Origin of the sequence: Acinetobacter sp. AC1-2 (assembly GCF_016124155.1) — a bacterium.
Taxonomy (GTDB): Bacteria; Pseudomonadota; Gammaproteobacteria; order Pseudomonadales; family Moraxellaceae; genus Acinetobacter; species Acinetobacter calcoaceticus.
This window is the reverse complement of sequence record NZ_JABFFO010000008.1, coordinates 1-18,972: the sequence shown is the minus strand read 5'-3', so window position 1 is coordinate 18,972 and position 18,972 is coordinate 1. Positions and strand designations below refer to the sequence as shown.

The following is an 18,972-nucleotide window of genomic DNA, read 5'->3' as shown; positions in this document are numbered from 1 at the left end:
AAAATTAATGGTCGCTGTTGGCCTTTGGAGTTTTGCATCTTCCAGTTTTGCTCTAGATTTAGTTGAAGCTTATGAGCGCGCAAAACAAAATGACCCAACATGGCAAGCCAATCAACAACAATTTGAAGCAGATCAACTTAATTTAGGCTTGGCAACTGGTGCCTTATTACCAACGGTCACATTGTCAGGAAATATTACTCGTAATCGACAAACGGTGAAGCGTTCTAATTTTCCGGGGGTTGACCAAGAAGGGCTTTCAGATGCCTTGGTGAGTAATACTTCAACCACTCGTCAAGCGACTTTAACTGCACGTCAGCCACTTTTTCGAATGGATGCTTGGGAAGGTTATAAGCAAGTTAAAACCTCGGTTGCATTAAGTGAAATCACTTTAAGATTGCAAAAACAAGACCATGTTTTAAATGTAGCAGAAGCCTATTTTAATGTGCTGCGTCAGCAGGCGTTAAGCGTTGCATACTTACAAGAAGAAAAAGCTTTGCTTGAGCAACTCAATATGATGAATGCCAAGCTCAAAGAGGGTTTGGTGGCACGTAGTGATGTGAGTGAAGCAAATGCTCAATATCAAAATGCCAGAGCCAATCGTATTTCAACCAATGTTCAATTACTTTTAGCCCAAGAACAGCTTTCCGAATATATTGGTGCTTATCAAGATAAGCTTGCAGTATTGCGTGGTGATTTTAGTTTTCAAAAGCCGTATCCAGCCCAGCTTAATGATTGGCTTTCTTTAGCACAGCAAAAAAACCTAAAGATTCAACAAGCGCGCTTACAGCAACGATATAGTGAGGATCAGCGCCGTGTGGAAAAAGCCGCGCTTTATCCTCAAATTGATGCTGTTGCAAGTTATGGATATACAAAGCAGACACCAGAGACACTCATCTCGACTGACGGAAAATTTGATCAGGTTGGGGTGGAAATGAACTGGAATTTATTTAATGGTGGGCGTACTAAAACATCAATTAAAAAAGCGACTGTAGAAGCCAGTAAAGCTCAGGCACAACTTGATGCAGCTATTCGCCGTGCTAATGTTGATGTGAAAAGTGCATATATGCAGGTAGATACAGATCAAGCCAAACTCGAAGCACGAAAAGCTGCAATGGATTCGTCTTCGCTTGTTTCTCAAGCTTCAAAAGCGAGTTATAACGAAGGCTTAAAAAGTATGGTTGATGTTTTATTAGCGCAGCGTAATGCTTTTTCGGCAAAACAGGATTATCTTAATAGTCAATATGACTACTTATTGAATGTACTTCGGTTAAAAGCTGCGGTGGGCCAGTTAGGCGAAAAAGATCTGGTCGAATTAAACAGCTGGCTAACCTATCAGTGAGCAAAAAAAGCTTTTATCTGAATTTTAATTTTGTCATAAAAACTTAATGATTGCTGTGTTCTAATGCTCAATCATTTTATTCCTGCGCCATCATGTTGGAGGCTTCCCTTGAGTCCAAGTAATCCGGTGTTAAGCCATCATATTTCTTCTCAATTTAATGAAGATTTGCAAGATGTAAACACAAAGTTCATGACCATGGGTGGCTTGGTCGAACAACAGGTGGCGAACGCAATTCATGCCTTGCTTGATACAGATGCAAATTTAGCGATTGATGTTCAATTTAAAGATAACGCCGTGAATCAATATGAACGTGATATTGATGAAGGTCTTACGCTAATTTTGGCACGTCGTCATCCAGCAGCGATTGACTTGCGTATGGTTATTGCGATGAGCAAAGCCAACACTGACCTTGAGCGTATTGGTGATGAAGCGGCAAAAATTGCCCGTATTGCGCAAAACCTCTGTGAAGAAGGTGGTTCTCCGCGTGGCTACATGGAAACTCGTCATATTGGTAACCAAGTTCGTGTCATGATTCATGATGCACTTGATGCTTTTGCGCGTTTAGATGCAGATCAAGCTTTGCGTGTGCTTTTAGCCGATGCAGATATTGACCGTGAATACCAGTCAGCAACACGTACTTTAATGACTTATATGATTGAAGATCCACGTCATATTGCTCGTGTAATTAATGTGATGTGGGTGTTACGTTCTTTAGAGCGTATTGGCGACCATGCCCGTAATATTGCTGAGCAAGTGATTTACATGGCAAAAGGCTTTGATGCCCGCCATACCAAAATTGAAGAAATTGAAGCTAAAGTTCACGAAAAGTAATCTTAAGCTGAAATATTTAAAGGCCTTGTTTGAAACAAGGCTTTTTTTATTTTTTAAAATAATAGATAAAAAAATGTCCCGAACTTTGGGGGGAAGTTCAGGACAGAAAATCAAGTGCATAAACACGACAGGGATCGTGTTCTTCTTGCTATGAATTGATATTAAGTTCTTCGCTTTTTGATGTCATGTAGAGTCCTGTTCGCTCTATGTAAGGCTTTTTATGCTTGTGTAAGTTTCACGTAAAAAAAGGCGGATCTATGTATATAGACCCGCCTTTTAAATGATGATTAGGTTCAAACAAACCGCTTATTCTGGTTTCCAGCCTTCAGCTTTTTCTACGCTTTCATCATTATTGAAAAACTTCTCACGTTGTTCCTCAAGAAACTTCTTCGCTTCTGGTTCAAACACATTTAGGCGTTTTTCATTAATTAGCGTTGTTTGGTGTTGTAACCATTCTTGCCATGCTTGTTTAGAAACATTTTCAAAAAAATCTTGGCCTTTAGCACCAGGAAATGGAGCGAAGTCTAGACCTTCCATTTCCTTTTGATATTTGCGGCAAAATACTTGTCGACTCATGGTTTATCCTTAAGCGTATAACTGTTCTAAACGTGTATGGGCACGAGCAATCGCAGCTTCAACTTGTTTTGGTGAAGTTCCGCCAATATGATCACGTGCATTTACAGAAGCTTCTAGTGTTAGAGCTTTATCAAACACATCTGCTGTAATTAAGTCAGAGAATTGTTGTAACTGCTCAAGTGTTAATTCAGATAAATCTTTTTCTTCTGCAACACCTAAGGCTACTGCTTTACCTACAATTTCATGAGCATCACGGAAAGCAACGCCTTTTTTCACTAAATAGTCAGCAAGATCGGTTGCGGTCGAGAATCCACGAAGTGCAGCTTCACGCATAATTTCAATATTTGGAACCAATGCAGGAATCATATCTGCGAAAGCCATAAGTGAACCACGAACCGTATCGATTGCATCAAATAAAGGTTCTTTATCTTCTTGGTTGTCTTTGTTGTACGCCAATGGTTGACCTTTCATGAGCGTAAGTAAGCTAATTAAGTCACCAAATACACGACCTGATTTACCACGGATCAGTTCAGGAACATCCGGGTTTTTCTTCTGTGGCATGATTGAAGAACCAGTACAGAAACGATCAGGAATATTCACAAATTTAAACTGTGCAGAAGTCCAAAGAATCAGTTCCTCTGACATACGTGATAAGTGCATCATAATTAAAGACGCAGCTGCATTAAACTCAATGGCAAAGTCACGGTCAGATACAGCATCAAGAGAATTTTCACATACAGCTTCAAAACCTAATAATTCTGCTGTGTAAGCGCGGTCAATTGGATATGTCGTGCCAGCAAGAGCGGCAGAACCAAGTGGCAGACGGTTGACACGCTTACGGCAATCTTGAAGACGCTCAGAGTCACGCACTAACATTTCAAACCATGCTAACAGGTGATGACCAAAAGTCACTGGCTGTGCAGTTTGTAGGTGGGTGAAGCCAGGCATAATCGTATTTACATTTTTGGCAGCCAAGCCTAATAAGCCTTTTTGTAAACGCTCTAATAATTTTAAAATGTCATCAATTTCGTCACGTAGGTAAAGACGAATATCGGTTGCAACCTGGTCGTTACGGCTACGACCAGTGTGTAATTTTTTACCTGTAATACCAATACGTTGAGTCAAACGTGATTCAATGTTCATGTGAACATCTTCAAGATCGATGCGCCATTCAAAGGTTCCAGCCTCAATTTCTGAGCGAATGGTGCTTAAACCTTCAATAATGTCATCGCGTTCTGCTTCTGTGAGTACGCCAACTTTCGCAAGCATGGTAGCATGCGCAATCGAACCGGCGATGTCTTGTTTATAAAAACGCTGGTCAAACTGAACAGAGGCGGTAAATTCGGCTACAAAAGCATCCGTCGCTTCAGAAAAACGACCACCCCACATACCTGAGGTTTGGTCTGGGGTTACTGAATTAGGGGGATTTGAAGATGTGGTCATGGTGGCTCAGTAAAATAAAAAAGAGTATATCACTTGCCGAAGCTCAACAAACAAAGTTGTTTCCTACAGCATACCGAAATCAAAATTCCTCCTATTTTTTTACGAAAAACGGTCGTTGGCAACACTTATTCGAATTAATTATCGCAAGTAACATTTTGGCACTGGTTTTGGCACTGGCTGAAGCTCAGTCATGGCAAGCATTAAGCGGTGGACGCCTTTTACAATACATCGTTTTCATTAACTGGGTAATATTGTCGTTTTTTGCCTTGGTTGAACGCTTTCAAGGTTTTTTTAGCAGCTTACGTCAAGAATTTGCCTTAGCTATCGGTTTTGTCATGCTGCAAGCTATCGTTGTTTTGACGACCTTAATAAGTAATTTTTTTCAGTTTGGTCTTTTAAATAAACATGCTTCTTTAACACAGGACTGGAGCATTTATTTTACCAATGTGCCTTTATATCTAAGCTACGGGATATTACTGGGGGCTTTCTGCTTGCGCTATCTCTATGTGAGAGAGCAATGGCTACATCAACAATCTGCAGAGTTAAATGCGCGTATTCAGGCCATGCAGGCGCGTATTCATCCCCATTTTTTATTTAATAGTTTAAATAATGTGGTGAGCTTAATTGCGATAGACCCAGATAAAGCAGAAGGTATGTTGATTAGCCTGTCACGTTTATTTCGCGCAAGCTTCCAAGAATTGAAATTGGTGAGTCTGCATGAAGAAATCGAGCTGAGTAAACAATATTTAATGATTGAGCAGGTACGTTTGGGAGAGCGTTTAAAAGTAGATTGGAAAATTGAACTTTCACCTGTGCAACTGAAACAGATCACCATTCCTTTATTGACATTACAACCTTTGTTAGAGAATAGTATTTTTCATGGGGTAGAACCAATGATAGGTAAGGCAACCATCGGGGTATTGGTTGAAATATTGCAAAATCAGGTCAGTATAGTCATTACCAACCCATATACAGACGATACAATAAATTCACGGAAAGGGCATGGAATCGCGCTTGAAAATGTAAAACAACGCCTGAAAGCATATTATGGGAACTCCGTTAGATTTCAGGTTTATAAAGGTGAAACCTTATATACCACCATTATGAGCTATCAATATCAAACAAAATAATAAGTTAGTCAGAGTTAACCATAAAAAAATGGATCAAGTTAACGGTGACAAGGAGGATGAATGAAGGTGCTGATTTGTGATGACGAACCACTTGCAGTGGAGCGATTATCACGTTTAGTTTCAAAGATGGGACATGAAGTTGTATCAACGGCTCATCATGGACAGGAAGCCTTGGAACAGGCGCGGCTTCATCAACCGGATGTAATTTTACTTGATATTCAAATGCCAGGTATGAATGGTCTTGTCTGTGCAGAACAGTTAAGTCAGCTGAGCCCTAGACCTGCGATTGTATTTTGTACAGCCTATGATCAACATGCATTGGAAGCGTTTAAATCTCAGGCTCAAGCTTATCTTCTTAAACCGATCGATCCTCAAGAACTTGAACAAGTTTTTAGTCAACTGACGCAGCTGACTCGAGCACAGCTCAATGCTTTGCCACAACATGATTTTTTACATGATCTAAAAACACAGCGACATCAAATTGCCGCTAAAACCTATCGGGGGGTTGAGCTGATTCCTGTGGAGAATATTTATTATTTTTTAGCAGATCAGAAATATGTCACGGTGCGTCATCAAAATGGCAGTGTATTAATTGATGAAACATTAAAAGAGCTTGAAACCGAATTTGCAGATCAATTCATTCGCATTCATCGCAATGCGTTGGTTGCAGTTGCATATTTAGATGGATTGGAGTTGGTCAGTTCGGGGCAATATCAGGTTCGATTACGTGGTTTAGATGAACGACTTTCGGTGAGCCGTCGACATTTATCCATGCTTAGAGATCGAATTCATCAGCTCTAAACTTAAAAAGAGTTATCTTGGACGTGCGAGATTTTACTTGCAATTTTAAGGGATCAAGTTAAGTTTAGGGTGTATTGTTTGACCAGCCCATGCTTGAATTTATGAAAACCTTGAAAATTGCTACACGACAAAGCCCACTTGCTCTTTGGCAGGCAGAATATATTCGTGCCCGATTACAGGAGCTTCACCCGGATTTAACGGTGGAGTTGGTCAAATTTGTCACGCAGGGCGATAAAATCTTAGATACGCCTTTAGCAAAAATTGGTGGGAAAGGGCTGTTTGTTAAAGAGTTAGAAGCAGCACTTTTAGATGGGCGTGCAGATTTAGCCGTACATTCAATGAAAGATGTCCCGATGGCTTTGCCAGAAGGTTTAACCTTGGCGGTAATTTGTGAACGTGAAGATCCATTAGATGCTTTCGTTTCAAATCAATTTGAAAAATTTGCTGATCTACCTCAAGGTGCAAAAGTTGGTACATCAAGTTTACGTCGTAAATCTCAGATTTTAAAACAACGCCCTGATTTGCAAATTATTGATTTGCGTGGAAATGTTGGAACACGTTTAGGGAAGCTAGATGATGGTCAATACGACGCGATTATTTTGGCCAGTGCTGGTTTGAAGCGTTTAGGATTGTCAGAACGTATTCGTCATTGTTTAACACCAGACATTAGTTTGCCTGCTGTGGGCCAAGGTGCATTGGGTTTGGAATGCCGTGCAGCTGACAGCGAAGTATTAGCTTTAATTCAACCTTTATTACACCAAGAAACAGATGTTTGTGTGCGTGCTGAGCGTGCCTTTAATGCTTATCTTGAAGGCGGTTGTCAGGTCCCAATTGCAGGTTATGCCACACTACAAAATGGACAAATCCATATTGAAGGTCGTGTCGGAAGTGCCGATGGTCAAACATTATTACGTGCTGAACTGACAGATGAAGCCAGCAATGCTCAGCAATTGGGTGAAAACCTTGCTCGAAACTTACTTGATCAAGGTGCTGGTGAGCTATTAAAGGCTCTCTACTAAGCTATGTTGTTTATTAATACTCGACCTGATTCTCGGGCTGCAGAATTAACAGAAGTTTTGCAAAATGAAGGTTATCAGGTTGAGTCTTTACCTCTTTTAGAACTCGTTGCTAAACCCTTTTCCGAACATTTACTTCAGCTTTACCAACAATTAGTTAAAGCACAAGCTATAGTTGTAGTGAGTCCAACCGCTGTTGATGTGGGGATGAAGTATTTACTGCAAAGCGGTTTAAAGCTCAGTGATTTAAAACATATTCAGTGGATTGCTGTTGGGCAGTCAACGGCCAATTGTCTAAATGGATATGGAATAGAAGCACATATTCCAGATGTTGAAACCTCTGAGGGGATGTTAAATCTACCTATTCTCCATAATATGAAGCAAGCTGGTAGCGTCGCTTTTTGGCGAGGAGAAGGTGGCCGTCAATTTATGATGGAGACCTTGCAACAACAAGGAATTCAGATTTTAAATTTCGTTTTATATCATCGGCAGTGTCCAGAAGCCTCATATTCCACATTCAAACATCTGACACAGAATTCAAATTATAATTTAAACAAATGGCTGGTCTTAATTACGAGTGAGGCGAGCTGGAAGTATTGGTTAGAGCTCTGTTCAAAAAATAATGTACAACCTGATTGTGTATATTTGGTTTTAGGGCCACGTCTTTTTCAAATTGTTAAAGAATATCGCGATCAGCAACAGGCTCATTTTCACATTATTCAACTTGAAAATTTATCGCCTTCGGGGATGATTCATCACATTCAGGCATTATAAGGATTCGTATGAGAAAACTTGTTTCTATCATCATTTTACTGGGCATGGCTTGGTTGGCTAAGCTCAGTTACGATATGTGGCAAATTTCTCGTACTGTTCCCGAGCTTAAGCAAAGTTTGCTTCAATCAGAACAGCACTATGCCAATCTAAATGATCAATTGGTTGCTTTACAACGACAATTACAGAATCAACCTGTAAATACAGGGAATAAACTGAGTCCGGCCGGCCATTTAGAAGTCCCGCCGATGGGTATTGCCCCTACAGTTTTAATTAAACAAAAGTTAGATTTAATTCAATTTGCAATTGATCAGCAACAATTGATTTACGCAGTTGATCAATTAAACCAGTTACAGCAATCTCTTCTACACTATGAAATTGCCCCTGCATTGCAACATAGCTTGAACCAATCGCTGGAGCAGGATAAACAGGCAGTTCAACAATTCAGTTTGGCCCAAAATCAACGCCATCAATTGATTGACGATTTATTACAGACGATTGATAAAAATATTCAGCAAGCCTTAGCTCAGCCTAAACTTGAGATGGATCAATCCGAGTCTGTGTCTTGGTGGAAGAAATGGTTCCGTATAGAAAAAGTAGAAACGCCGTCTATTAATTTAATGAATCGAAGTGTAGTGCTCAAAGAAGTGCAATTAAGATTATTGATTGCTGAACAGGCACTCAATGAAGGGAAAATGACAGAGTACCAAAACGAGTTGCAGTCTGTGATGCAAAAGCTAGATGAAATGCCTGATGCAACGAGTCAGCAGTTAAAAAAACGTATTGCTAAAGTGGCACATTTATCGGTAGTGCCTGTTCCTAAATTATCTACACTTGGTCTAATTGGCTCATAAGGAGGAGATATGAAACACCTCCTGTCGGTTTATTTCGTAATTAGCTTAATACTCTTTGCAGCTTTAGCTTTACTTAGTTATGGCTATGGAATGGGGTATGTCTATATCTACTGGCGACAATTGCAGTTGCAAACAAATGTCTGGGGATTAACCCTTGCTTTTGTGGTAGTGAGTTTTATTGCACAACTCGTATGGCTTTGGATTAAGCGTTATTCCTCTCGTGAGCAAAGAAAAAGTGAAAACATTTTCCAGTTTAAAAACCTTCATCCCTATGAACAATTAGGTATTGTCTGGTTATTAGAGGCTGCCGAAGACCAACGTGTATTTATTGAACGTGTTTTTACTCAATCAGGACTTTTAAAAAATATTATTGATGCCAAGTTTCTGGTTTTAAGCGGAGACTATCCAAAAGCATTGGCTGCTTTAGATCAATCACCACCCATGGCATTTGAATTGGCTGAGTTAGAGCGAATCGAAATCTTCTTAGCTGAAAACGAAGCTGACCGGGCATTAACCCATCTTGAGTTTTTATACCAGCATCAGTTATCGCCTTGGCTTGAGGAAATAGAAACAGCCTACCAGCAAAGATTAACTGCGTTATGGGGGCAATTAGCGCTGCAACATCCATGGGTATATTTACGGTCAATGAAGTATGGATTATTAGATGCTGAACACCGTGATTTATGGTTGCAGCAACTTCTTCAGCAATTTGATCAGGCTTCTATTGATGACCTGCATGCCTTGCAACAACGTTATCTGGATTTGGAGTCTGAGATCCAAACTCGACCTTATAGCAGTAAGTTGTTATGGCTCAAACTATTAGCACGTATGCCTGATATGAGCATGCAGCATGCAGCCTTAACACTACACTTATTAAAAGAGCAGTTTGATCCAGAAGTGTTTTACCTGTGGTTTCAGCAACAATTGCTTAAACAGGTTCCAGACTATGCTGATGTCGAAGAAAAAATTATTGAGCTTGAAAATCAATATATGAATTTGCCAGTTTTAACTTTTGCAAAATGGCATGTCTATATGGCAACTGGACGTCAAGCAGAGGCTGAAACATTATTAACATTATATCCAGATAATATTTTAATGAGCTATTTGCGTATTAAGTCTACCCTTAAAGAAGATGAAGTGTTAATCAATCAGTTAAACCTAATCTTTGAAAATGATGCGAATTTTTTAAAATTTAAAATATGAGGTAAAAATGAAAGAACTGTCTGTCTACCCGATAATATATGAACAGAAAGTAGCGTGGGGAGATATGGACGCTTTTGGTCATGTCAATAATGTACAATATTATCGATATATTGAAAGCTCACGTATTTTATATATGGAAGCGATAAATATATTAACCCCACAATTATATACCGTTGTCGCTTCAAGCCAATGCAAATACTTAAAGCCCGTTTTTTATCCCGATGTATTGAAAGTTGGTGTTCGCGTGGAGGAGCTCCGTAATAGTGCATTCCGTATGGCTTATATATTATGGAGCGAAACACAACAACAAATCGTAGCTACGGGTGAAGCTGTTATGGTATGCGTAGATAAATTAACAGAACGAAAATGTGAAATACCTCAAGATATAAAACAAAAAATTATTGAGCTAGAAAAAACTGTTGGACATGACTTAATACATTTATCTTAAATAAATATTAATAAAATATATGTCATTTATAATTGATAATGTAATTAAAAGGTAATTTTTTTGATTATTCTGATGAACACGGCTTTCAAACTATTGCTTATTGAATAGATTATAAATAATATTGGTCTTGATTTTATGTTTTTAAATTTTGTCTGTATTATTTTGAATTGTCTGTAAGACTGGAGTGTTTATTAATGAAACCGGATATCAGTGAATTATCTGTTGAAGAGTTAAAACGTTTACAAGAAGAAGCTGAAGCTTTAATTGTAAGTAAAAAAGATCAAGCAATCGAAGATGCTTATAATCAAATTATCGAGATCGCTGAAAATGTAGGTTTTAGTGTTGAACAACTTCTTGAGTTTGGTGCTCAAAAACGTAAGAAAACAACACGTAAATCTGTTGAACCGCGTTACCGTAACAAAAACAATTCTGAAGAGACTTGGACTGGCCGTGGTAAACAACCACGCTGGTTAGTTGCTGAAATTGAAAAAGGCGCAAAACTTGAAGATTTCTTAATCTAATCGTATTGCTGATCTAAAAAGCCAGGCAAATTTGCCTGGCTTTTTTATGCGTGAAAATATTTAAAATTTTGCTATAAATATTATTTAAGAATTTGAGTGTTTAAATTCATCTTTAAATAGATTGTTGAGATCAAATGTACATTTAGTAAGTTGATTAGCCAGTTTTCATGATTTTGTCATACGTTCAACTTATAGTCTTAATACAGAAGCCAAGCCTGATTGCTTGGTTTTTTTATATGAAGTGAATTGGCGATGTTGAAAAAGTATGCATAATGTCAGACTAGGGAGCTACTCTCAAAATAAGGACGATAATTTGCATGTTGGTAAGGCTGAATGAAGAAAAAGTCTAAGCAGTGGAAGTGGTGGTTATTTGCCCTCATTGCATTTTTAATTTTTATTATTTTACAGATCCCAGCGACGTGGCTTATTTCTAAATTTTCAAAGAATAATCAAACTCTACACAATGTAAGTGGAAATATCTGGCAGGGCCAAGCAGATTGGCGGCGCGGTACTTTGAGAGGCTCGATTCATTGGAAAACTAGACCTCTTGACCTGTTTTTATTAAGGTTCGCGGCTGATGTGGATATCCATAGTGGAAATACCCAATTATCTGGGGTAATGGCCTATGGTGTTGGTAAAAAAGTACTTGTTAGAGCAATGAATGGTCAAATTGCGCCTGAAACATTAAAACAAATTGTGAACTGGCAATGGCCTGTGAACAGTATCCAGTTAAAAGATATTGATTTTAATTATAAAAAAGAGCAAGGTTTCGCTGCAGTTGATGGTCAATTGCATTGGGGTGGTGGTGCTTTAATTTATAATATTGGTGACCGTCAAGACCGGATGAATATGCCTTCTTTAAATGGGCAATTAACGGATCAAAATGGCCAATTACAGATTGATATACGTGATCAACGCAGTCAAAAAATGGCAAATCTTCTATTAGATGCCAATATGATGCTTGATGTGCAGCTTACACAAAGATTATTACTGAATATTCCGTCATATGATGGAAAAGCTGGTTTAGATACTTTTGTCATTAGTTCTCGTCAACCCTTAATACAAGGGGGTAACTAATAATGAAAGTATGGATTGAAAAATTACAGCAACTACAATGGCAAAAATTAGATCGGTTAAGTGTTGTCGTATTTGCCTTTTTAATTTTATGGCTGTGTTGGAAATTAGCTTCATTATTTTGGTGGGTCATTGCCCCTCCTCAAATGATGCAATTCGATCGGGTAGAGTTGGGATCACAGCAGCCGCAAATTCCTAACATTAGTACTTTTTCGATTTTTAATGAACCTTCAGCCAATGCAGCTCAGGAAAATGTCAACCTAGAATTGCAGGGTGTGATGGTGGGCTATCCGAACCGTTTTTCCTCAGCGGTGATTAAGCTTGATAATACTGCTGACCGATATCGGGTGGGGGAAACAATAGGCTCTACATCTTATCAGTTGGCAGAAGTTTATTGGGATCACGTTATATTGCGTCAAGGTAATGGCAGTACTCGTGAACTTCAGTTCAAAGGTTTGCCAAACGGTTTATATCAGCCCATGACGCCAGATGCCTCACAACCAACTGCTACAGCGTCTCAACCATCGGCACCTGTTAATACGACTCAAGAAGCGCTGGGACAGGCTATTCAGCAAATGCAAGGGAACCGTGAACAATATCTACGTGATATGGGTGTAAGCGGTAACTCAAGTGAAGGTTTTGAAGTTACAGAACGTACACCCACTGCACTTCGAAATAAGTTAGGTTTAAGGCCGGGTGACCGGATTGTTTCTTTAAATGGTCAAACGGTTGGGCAAGGACAAACGGATGTGCAGTTACTTGAACAAGCTCGTCGAGCTGGGCAAGTGAAAATAGAAATAAAACGTGGTGATCAAGTGATGACCATACAACAAAATTTTTAGTGATAACACGTCACCATAAGAGTTAGGAATTATCGCAAGTTATGGCTTTATTGAATCATCAACGTCCACTTTGGGCATTACTTGCAGCAGCCCCATTGATTGCGACAGTGAGCAGCAGCGTCTATGCCCAGACATGGAAGATCAATTTACGTGATGCTGACTTAACTGCATTTATTAATGAAGTTGCAGATATCACGGGAAAAAACTTTGCAGTAGATCCGCGAGTGCGTGGCAATGTCACAGTAATATCGAATAAACCCCTCAATAAAGATGAAGTTTATGATCTGTTTCTTGGGGTCTTAAATGTAAATGGGGTGGTAGCAATTCCTTCTGGGAACACCATCAAACTTGTGCCAGATAGCAATGTTAAAAATTCGGGAATTCCTTACGATTCTAGAAATAGGCTGCGTGGTGATCAAATCGTCACTCGAGTGATTTGGCTTGAAAATACGAATCCAAATGACTTAATTCCAGCACTTCGCCCTTTAATGCCTCAATTTGCACATATGGCTGCGATAGCAGGCACTAATGCGCTGATTGTTTCGGACCGAGCTGTGAATATCTACCAACTTGAAAATATCATTCGTAATCTAGATGGTACGGGGCAAAATGATATTGAAGCTATTAGCTTGCAATCGAGTCAGGCAGAAGAAATCATTACTCAACTTGAGGCAATGAGTGCAACGGGCGCATCGAAAGATTTTAGTGGTGCACGTATTCGTATTATTGCAGACAACCGAACGAATCGTATTTTGGTAAAGGGTGATCCTGAAACACGTAAGCGCATTCGCCACATGATTGAGATGCTGGATGTGCCTTCGGCAGACCGTTTAGGCGGCTTAAAAGTTTTCCGACTGAAATATGCAAGTGCAAAAAATTTATCAGAGATTTTACAAGGTCTCGTAACAGGGCAGGCGGTTTCTTCGTCAAATAGTAATAATAATTCTTCTAACTCATCGAATCCGATTAATAATTTGATGGGTAATAACCAGAATTCCAGCTCAAATACATCTGGTTCAAACGGTAACTCAATTTCTACTCCATCTATTAACCTAAATGGTAATTCAAATAACAACAATCAGAACAGTATCTCTAGCTTTAGCCAAAATGGTGTGAGCATTATCGCGGATAATGCTCAAAACTCGTTAGTGGTTAAGGCTGATCCACAATTAATGCGTGAAATTGAATCTGCTATCCAGCAACTCGATGTTCGCCGTCAGCAAGTGTTAATTGAAGCTGCCATTATTGAAGTTTCAGGAGATGATGCAGATCAACTCGGAATTCAATGGGCGCTAGGTGATCTATCTAGTGGAATAGGCTTGCTTAGCTTCAGTAATGTGGGTGCAAGTTTATCTTCTATTGCTGCTGGTTATTTATCTGGTGGTTCGGCTGGAGCGGCATCCGCTATTGCTGGTGGTGCCAATAAAGGTAATGGTGCAACTTTTGCTGTAGGTAATTTTGAGAATTCCCGTAAGGCTTATGGTGCATTAATTCAAGCCCTCAAAGCTAACACCAAATCAAATTTACTTTCGACGCCATCCATTGTGACTATGGATAATGAAGAGGCTTATATTGTTGTAGGTCAGAACGTTCCATTTGTAACAGGGTCGGTCACTACGAATAGTACAGGTATCAATCCATACACAACTGTTGAACGAAAAGATGTCGGGGTGACATTAAAAGTTGTTCCACATATCGGTGAAGGTGGTACGGTTCGTCTTGAAGTTGAGCAAGAAGTTTCGAATGTTCAGACCAGTAAAGGTCAGGCAGCCGATTTAATTACTAATAAACGCGCTATTAAAACTGCTGTATTGGCCGAGCATGGACAAACAGTTGTTTTAGGTGGTTTGGTGTCTGATGATGTTGAACTTAGTCGTCAAGGTATTCCTGGGTTAAGCAGTATTCCATACCTAGGTAGGTTATTCCGATCAGATAGCAGAAGTAATACGAAGCGTAATCTTCTTGTCTTTATTCATCCAACAATTGTGGGTGATGCGAATGATGTGCGTCGTTTGTCTCAGCAGCGCTATAATCAGCTTTACAGCTTACAATTGGCGATGGATCAAAATGGTAATTTTGCCAAACTGCCTGAGCAGGTCGATGATGTCTATAATCAAAAGATGACACTGCCAAGTGTTACCTCTCAGCCACAAAATTATCAACAGGTTCCTTCGGGTGGAAAAAGCTCGACAGTAACCACACCCGTAGCGGTAGAACCTGCGGTTCGAAAGCAAACTTTACAGTTACCTGAGCCTGAAATTAATCGTACTAAAAATACAGTAACAACAACGACACTGCGTCCAAGCACAGCGCCGTAGTAGCATGTTATGATTGATAAAAAGTGAAATAGGACATACGCATGACTTGGAAATTACAAGCAATTACTGGCGAAATTACTGGCCAAGAAATTAGTATTGATCGTGATATGTTGGTAGGGCGCCATCAAGATGCTGATGTGTTGTTACAAGCTGCTGAAATTTCACGCCGCCATGCTGCATTGCTTTTAAAAGATCAATTGCTATGGGTGCAAGACCTTAATTCATCGAATGGCACATTCATAAACGATATTCGTATTGAGCAAGAAAAACAGCTGCATGATGGTGATATTGTTCAATTTGCGAGCTTTAAATTTTCTGTATTAGCGCCTGTGCATGAAATAGAGGATTTGCCTGAAATTGAAGCAGAACCTGTAAATACGGTCCCATCTCAAGATTTAAGCGATCAAGGGATGCCAAGTCTTACAGAGCGTGCTGCTGAAATAGAAGTTAGTCGCGATGGTATGCCGCAGAATATCTCTATTCCAAAACCTGCCCCGATCCCAGAAGGGATAGATGTTAATGTACAACCACAACAGACACCTGTTGCCTTTGATGAGCCTGTTTCTCGTGTTGCTGAAGAAAAAGAGCAACAGAAGAATGCCTCAGTTGGTTTGATCACTATTATTATTTTAGTAATCTTAGCTTTATTGGCATGGTTGTTCTTTAAATAATTTGTTGGTGCTTTTACAATCAAGGCATGCTAAACGCATGCCTTTTTAATTTTGAGTATAAGAAGATGTCTGTTGCACAACTAAATAAGCGCGATTTAATTTTATTTGACCTAGATGGAACGTTAGTTGACTCTGCAGCTGATTTATATCGATCCATGAATTTAAGTTTACAAGCGCTAAGTTGGCCATTGGTAACTGAAGCACAAATACGAGAATGGGTGGGTAAAGGAGCTTCAAAACTTTGTGAAAGTGTTTTGCTTCATATATTTGGAAAATTAGATACCGAACAACATAAAGTTTTATTACAAAAATTTGTGGATGTATATGGTGCAGAGCTTTGTGTAAATACTCAAATTTATCCTGGAGTAACTGAGTTTTTAAAGCATTGTAAAACTTTGAATATACATATGGCATGTGTTACCAATAAGCCTGTGCAACTTGCTCAAGGGTTACTTGATTCATTGGAACTTTCTTCTTATTTTCAAGTTGTACTTGGAGGAGATAGTTTGCCAGAGAGAAAACCACATCCATTGCCTTTGCTGCATTGTATGCAAAGTTTAAAGATATCTGCTTCGCACGCGCTAATGATTGGCGATTCAAGTAATGATATTGAGGCTGCACGGCGCGCGGGAATTGATTGTATTGTGGTTAGCTATGGCTATAATCATGGAGAAAATATCTATGATTGCCAACCTCAGCAAGTGGTTGATAGTTTGGCTGAGTTAATTATCTAATGAGTGAAATGGAGATCAGCATGAATAAGCGTATGGTTTTTCGATGGCGTGTCTAAATCGAAACTAGAAAAACACCGTTTTAAATCGAAACCATATTAGAGAAAAATTCATGACTACATTAGCGCAATTTGAACAACTTAAGGCATCAGGTTACAACACGATTCCTGTTTATCGCCAGCGTTTAGCAGACACGGAAACACCTTTATCAGTTTTTGCTCGTTTTAAGGACCAAAAACAAGCTTATTTATTTGAGTCGGTTGAAGGTGGTGAAAACTGGGCGCGCTATTCCATGATCGGTTTAGGCGAATCGACAGTTTTTTCATGCAATGCAGGGGTCTTGTCTATACAGCATGCTGATGGTTCGATCACACAAGAAGATTGCCTAGATCCATTTCAATATATTCGTGAATTTCAGAAGCAATTTACTGTGCCACCAGCTGAGCTTTTGCCAGCATTACCAAGTTTTACTGGCGGGCTAGTTGGTTATTTGGGCTATGATGCAGTTCGTTATATTGAGCCGCGCTTAAAGAATGTACCTGCTGCTGATCCAATTGCTTTACCAGACTTGTGGTTGATGCTATCAAAGACAGTCATTGTTTTCGATAACCTTAAAGATACTTTATTTCTAATTGTCCATGCTGATACAACGCAGCCAGATGCTTATGAAGATGCTCAGCAAAAGTTAGATCGATTAGAGCAGTTATTAGCTACACCAGTGAGTTTGCAAGCTAAGCCGCATACACCACCTCATTTTGAATCAATTACGGGTAAGGCTAAGTTCCTTGAAACAATCGAGAAGGTAAAAGAATACATTAGAGCGGGCGATGTTATGCAGGTTGTTCCGGGCCAGCGTATGGTTTCGGACTTTGATGGTGAGGCTTTGCAAGTTTACCGTGCTTTACGTCATTTAAATCCTTCGCCATATTTGTTTTTGGTGCAGGGTCAAACAATTACAGATAACAAACCATTCCATATTGTAGGATCATCACCAGAAATTCTTTCTCGACTAGAAAATGGTATTGCGACAGTCCGCCCACTTGCAGGTACAAGACCGCGTGGAAAAACTAAAGAAGAAGACATCGCTTTAGAAAAAGATTTACTTTCTGATGAAAAAGAAATAGCAGAGCATTTAATGTTGATTGACCTTGGTCGAAATGATGTTGGTCGAGTTTCTAAAATTGGTAAGGTCAAAGTTACTGATCAAATGGTGATTGAGCGCTATTCGCATGTCATGCACATTGTTTCAAATGTGCAAGGTGAAGTTCGTGATGATATCGATGCCTTAGATGTATTTAAGGCAACCTTTCCAGCAGGTACTTTATCTGGCGCACCGAAAATTCGTGCAATGGAAATCATTGATGAAGTTGAGCCTGTTAAGCGAGGCGTTTTCGGCGGGGCAGTGGGGTATTTAGGATGGCATGGTGAAATGGACATGTCGATTGCAATCCGTACGTGTGTTATCCGTGATAAAAAGGTGTATGTGCAGGCTGGAGCAGGGCTGGTTGCAGACTCAAATCCTGAATCAGAATGGAATGAAACACAAATAAAAGCTCGCGCAGTGATCAAAGCGGTTGAATTATCGTCAAACGGATTGATTTTATGAGTTTTTAGCGATTTTTTTTAAAAAACCACTTGCATCGTTTGGAAGTTTTGCTAAACTGCACACCGTTCCGATACGAAACGTACGAAACACTAAGAAGCGCCGGCATAGCTCAGTTGGTAGAGCAACTGACTTGTAATCAGTAGGTCCACAGTTCGAATCCGTGTGCCGGCACCATCTAAAAGTGTGAAGTTGTTAAGTGAAGAATAACACTGAAATAAGTGTGAAGTGGTGAGATTCCCGAGCGGTCAAAGGGGGCGGACTGTAACTCCGCTACGAAAGTTTCGAAGGTTCGAATCCTTCTCTCACCACCATTAACTTCGATTGAAGTGCTAAGTATACCAGCATCGTGCGGGAGTAGCTCAGTTGGTAGAGCGGCAGCCTTCCAAGCTGCATGTCGCGAGTTCGACCCTCGTCTCCCGCTCCATCGAAGGATAATCGCTCTTATAGCTCAGTGGTAGAGCACTCCCTTGGTAAGGGAGAGGTCTCGAGTTCAAATCTCGATAAGAGCTCCAGATACAGTTTAGTAGATTTTCTACAAAGATTTAAAAAGCAGGCTTATTAGTCTGCTTTTCAAGTATTGGGTGTTTGATTTTTTAGGCGATATGTCGATGCTGGGTCTTACTCAGAATTGTGTTCGACGTAAACGAGGACTATAAACATGGCTAAGGCTAAGTTTGAACGTAATAAGCCACACGTAAACGTGGGCACAATCGGTCACGTTGACCATGGTAAAACAACTTTAACTGCTGCGATTGCAACTATTTGTGCAAAAACTTACGGCGGTGAAGCGAAAGATT

The 18,972-nt window shown here is 39.7% G+C and carries 19 protein-coding genes and 4 tRNA genes; 21 read left to right on the top strand and 2 right to left on the bottom strand.

Going from position 1 to position 18,972, the window contains the following annotated elements:
- The first annotated feature begins 7 nt into the window (after positions 1–7).
- Positions 8–1,339, top strand: coding sequence for a TolC family outer membrane protein (locus HL290_RS17220; RefSeq protein WP_198497099.1), 1,332 nt, complete (start codon positions 8–10; stop codon positions 1,337–1,339).
- Positions 1,340–1,447: 108 nt separating this feature from the next.
- Positions 1,448–2,170: a phosphate signaling complex protein PhoU gene (gene phoU, locus HL290_RS17215; RefSeq protein WP_003654470.1), complete on the top strand. Its 723-nt coding sequence runs from the start codon at positions 1,448–1,450 to the stop codon at positions 2,168–2,170.
- Between the two features lie 306 nt (positions 2,171–2,476).
- On the opposite strand, the gene HL290_RS17210 is transcribed toward phoU, so the two are convergent.
- Both HL290_RS17210 and argH read right to left on the bottom strand, forming a co-directional pair.
- Positions 2,477–2,746: an oxidative damage protection protein gene (locus HL290_RS17210; protein WP_000089995.1), complete on the bottom strand. Its 270-nt coding sequence runs from the start codon at positions 2,744–2,746 to the stop codon at positions 2,477–2,479.
- A gap of 9 nt (positions 2,747–2,755) precedes the next feature.
- Complete coding sequence (gene argH, locus HL290_RS17205; RefSeq protein WP_017387747.1) at positions 2,756–4,189, bottom strand: argininosuccinate lyase; 1,434 nt, start codon at positions 4,187–4,189, stop codon at positions 2,756–2,758.
- Between argH and HL290_RS17200 the strand changes: the two genes are divergently transcribed.
- From HL290_RS17200 to HL290_RS17110, 19 genes are all read left to right on the top strand, one after another.
- Positions 4,180–5,319 carry a sensor histidine kinase gene (locus HL290_RS17200; protein WP_198497098.1) on the top strand — a complete coding sequence of 380 codons (1,140 nt, stop codon included), beginning with the start codon at positions 4,180–4,182 and terminating at the stop codon, positions 5,317–5,319. The genes argH and HL290_RS17200 overlap by 10 nt on opposite strands.
- 60 nt (positions 5,320–5,379) lie before the next feature.
- Complete coding sequence (locus HL290_RS17195; protein ID WP_005045199.1) at positions 5,380–6,120, top strand: LytR/AlgR family response regulator transcription factor; 741 nt, start codon at positions 5,380–5,382, stop codon at positions 6,118–6,120.
- 101 nt (positions 6,121–6,221) lie between these two features.
- Complete coding sequence (gene hemC, locus HL290_RS17190; RefSeq protein ID WP_198497097.1) at positions 6,222–7,139, top strand: hydroxymethylbilane synthase; 918 nt, start codon at positions 6,222–6,224, stop codon at positions 7,137–7,139.
- Positions 7,140–7,142: 3 nt separating this feature from the next.
- A complete protein-coding gene (locus tag HL290_RS17185) occupies positions 7,143–7,910 on the top strand; it encodes a uroporphyrinogen-III synthase (RefSeq protein ID WP_004640716.1) in 768 nt (255 codons plus the stop codon).
- 8 nt (positions 7,911–7,918) lie between these two features.
- A complete protein-coding gene (locus HL290_RS17180; RefSeq protein WP_198497096.1) occupies positions 7,919–8,761 on the top strand; it encodes a hypothetical protein in 843 nt (280 codons plus the stop codon).
- 9 nt (positions 8,762–8,770) lie between these two features.
- The gene (locus HL290_RS17175; protein ID WP_198497095.1) at positions 8,771–9,964 is read left to right on the top strand and encodes a heme biosynthesis protein HemY; all 1,194 of its coding nucleotides are present in this window, start codon (positions 8,771–8,773) and stop codon (positions 9,962–9,964) included.
- Positions 9,965–9,971: 7 nt separating this feature from the next.
- Positions 9,972–10,412 (top strand): acyl-CoA thioesterase, encoded by a 441-nt coding sequence (locus HL290_RS17170; RefSeq protein ID WP_198497094.1) that lies wholly within the window; start codon positions 9,972–9,974, stop codon positions 10,410–10,412.
- A gap of 194 nt (positions 10,413–10,606) precedes the next feature.
- Positions 10,607–10,933 (top strand): H-NS family nucleoid-associated regulatory protein, encoded by a 327-nt coding sequence (locus HL290_RS17165; RefSeq protein ID WP_003654486.1) that lies wholly within the window; start codon positions 10,607–10,609, stop codon positions 10,931–10,933.
- 333 nt (positions 10,934–11,266) lie between these two features.
- Complete coding sequence (gene gspN / locus HL290_RS17160) at positions 11,267–12,010, top strand: type II secretion system protein N (RefSeq protein WP_092709578.1); 744 nt, start codon at positions 11,267–11,269, stop codon at positions 12,008–12,010.
- Between the two features lie 2 nt (positions 12,011–12,012).
- Positions 12,013–12,849 (top strand): type II secretion system protein N, encoded by an 837-nt coding sequence (locus tag HL290_RS17155; RefSeq protein WP_198497093.1) that lies wholly within the window; start codon positions 12,013–12,015, stop codon positions 12,847–12,849.
- A gap of 41 nt (positions 12,850–12,890) precedes the next feature.
- Positions 12,891–15,167, top strand: a complete 2,277-nt coding sequence (gene gspD / locus HL290_RS17150) for a type II secretion system secretin GspD (protein WP_198497092.1) — start codon at positions 12,891–12,893, stop codon at positions 15,165–15,167.
- Positions 15,168–15,208: 41 nt separating this feature from the next.
- Positions 15,209–15,838 carry an FHA domain-containing protein gene (locus HL290_RS17145; RefSeq protein ID WP_198497091.1) on the top strand — a complete coding sequence of 210 codons (630 nt, stop codon included), beginning with the start codon at positions 15,209–15,211 and terminating at the stop codon, positions 15,836–15,838.
- Between the two features lie 65 nt (positions 15,839–15,903).
- Positions 15,904–16,572: a phosphoglycolate phosphatase gene (locus HL290_RS17140; protein ID WP_198497090.1), complete on the top strand. Its 669-nt coding sequence runs from the start codon at positions 15,904–15,906 to the stop codon at positions 16,570–16,572.
- A 109-nt stretch (positions 16,573–16,681) separates the two neighbouring features.
- Positions 16,682–18,175: an anthranilate synthase component I gene (trpE, locus tag HL290_RS17135; RefSeq protein WP_198497089.1), complete on the top strand. Its 1,494-nt coding sequence runs from the start codon at positions 16,682–16,684 to the stop codon at positions 18,173–18,175.
- A gap of 98 nt (positions 18,176–18,273) precedes the next feature.
- Positions 18,274–18,349 (top strand) — tRNA-Thr (locus tag HL290_RS17130).
- Between the two features lie 53 nt (positions 18,350–18,402).
- A tRNA-Tyr gene (locus tag HL290_RS17125) sits at positions 18,403–18,486 on the top strand.
- A gap of 37 nt (positions 18,487–18,523) precedes the next feature.
- A tRNA-Gly gene (locus HL290_RS17120) sits at positions 18,524–18,599 on the top strand.
- Between the two features lie 13 nt (positions 18,600–18,612).
- Positions 18,613–18,687 (top strand) — tRNA-Thr (locus HL290_RS17115).
- 146 nt (positions 18,688–18,833) lie between these two features.
- Positions 18,834–18,972 (top strand): GTP-binding protein (locus HL290_RS17110; protein WP_227545342.1); only part of this gene is annotated, 139 nt, incomplete at its 3' end.

Coding starts and splice junctions, on each gene's coding strand:
- hemC (WP_198497097.1), top strand. CDS start 6,222: ATGAAAACCTTGAAAATTGCTACACGACAAAGCCCACTTGCTCTTTGG.
- HL290_RS17195 (WP_005045199.1), top strand. CDS start 5,380: ATGAAGGTGCTGATTTGTGATGACGAACCACTTGCAGTGGAGCGATTA.
- HL290_RS17145 (WP_198497091.1), top strand. CDS start 15,209: ATGACTTGGAAATTACAAGCAATTACTGGCGAAATTACTGGCCAAGAA.
- HL290_RS17165 (WP_003654486.1), top strand. CDS start 10,607: ATGAAACCGGATATCAGTGAATTATCTGTTGAAGAGTTAAAACGTTTA.
- HL290_RS17140 (WP_198497090.1), top strand. CDS start 15,904: ATGTCTGTTGCACAACTAAATAAGCGCGATTTAATTTTATTTGACCTA.
- gspN (WP_092709578.1), top strand. CDS start 11,267: ATGAAGAAAAAGTCTAAGCAGTGGAAGTGGTGGTTATTTGCCCTCATT.
- HL290_RS17155 (WP_198497093.1), top strand. CDS start 12,013: ATGAAAGTATGGATTGAAAAATTACAGCAACTACAATGGCAAAAATTA.
- HL290_RS17185 (WP_004640716.1), top strand. CDS start 7,143: ATGTTGTTTATTAATACTCGACCTGATTCTCGGGCTGCAGAATTAACA.
- HL290_RS17180 (WP_198497096.1), top strand. CDS start 7,919: ATGAGAAAACTTGTTTCTATCATCATTTTACTGGGCATGGCTTGGTTG.
- gspD (WP_198497092.1), top strand. CDS start 12,891: ATGGCTTTATTGAATCATCAACGTCCACTTTGGGCATTACTTGCAGCA.
- argH (WP_017387747.1), bottom strand. CDS start 4,189: ATGACCACATCTTCAAATCCCCCTAATTCAGTAACCCCAGACCAAACC.
- HL290_RS17200 (WP_198497098.1), top strand. CDS start 4,180: ATGTGGTCATGGTGGCTCAGTAAAATAAAAAAGAGTATATCACTTGCC.
- HL290_RS17175 (WP_198497095.1), top strand. CDS start 8,771: ATGAAACACCTCCTGTCGGTTTATTTCGTAATTAGCTTAATACTCTTT.
- HL290_RS17170 (WP_198497094.1), top strand. CDS start 9,972: ATGAAAGAACTGTCTGTCTACCCGATAATATATGAACAGAAAGTAGCG.
- trpE (WP_198497089.1), top strand. CDS start 16,682: ATGACTACATTAGCGCAATTTGAACAACTTAAGGCATCAGGTTACAAC.
- HL290_RS17220 (WP_198497099.1), top strand. CDS start 8: ATGGTCGCTGTTGGCCTTTGGAGTTTTGCATCTTCCAGTTTTGCTCTA.
- HL290_RS17210 (WP_000089995.1), bottom strand. CDS start 2,746: ATGAGTCGACAAGTATTTTGCCGCAAATATCAAAAGGAAATGGAAGGT.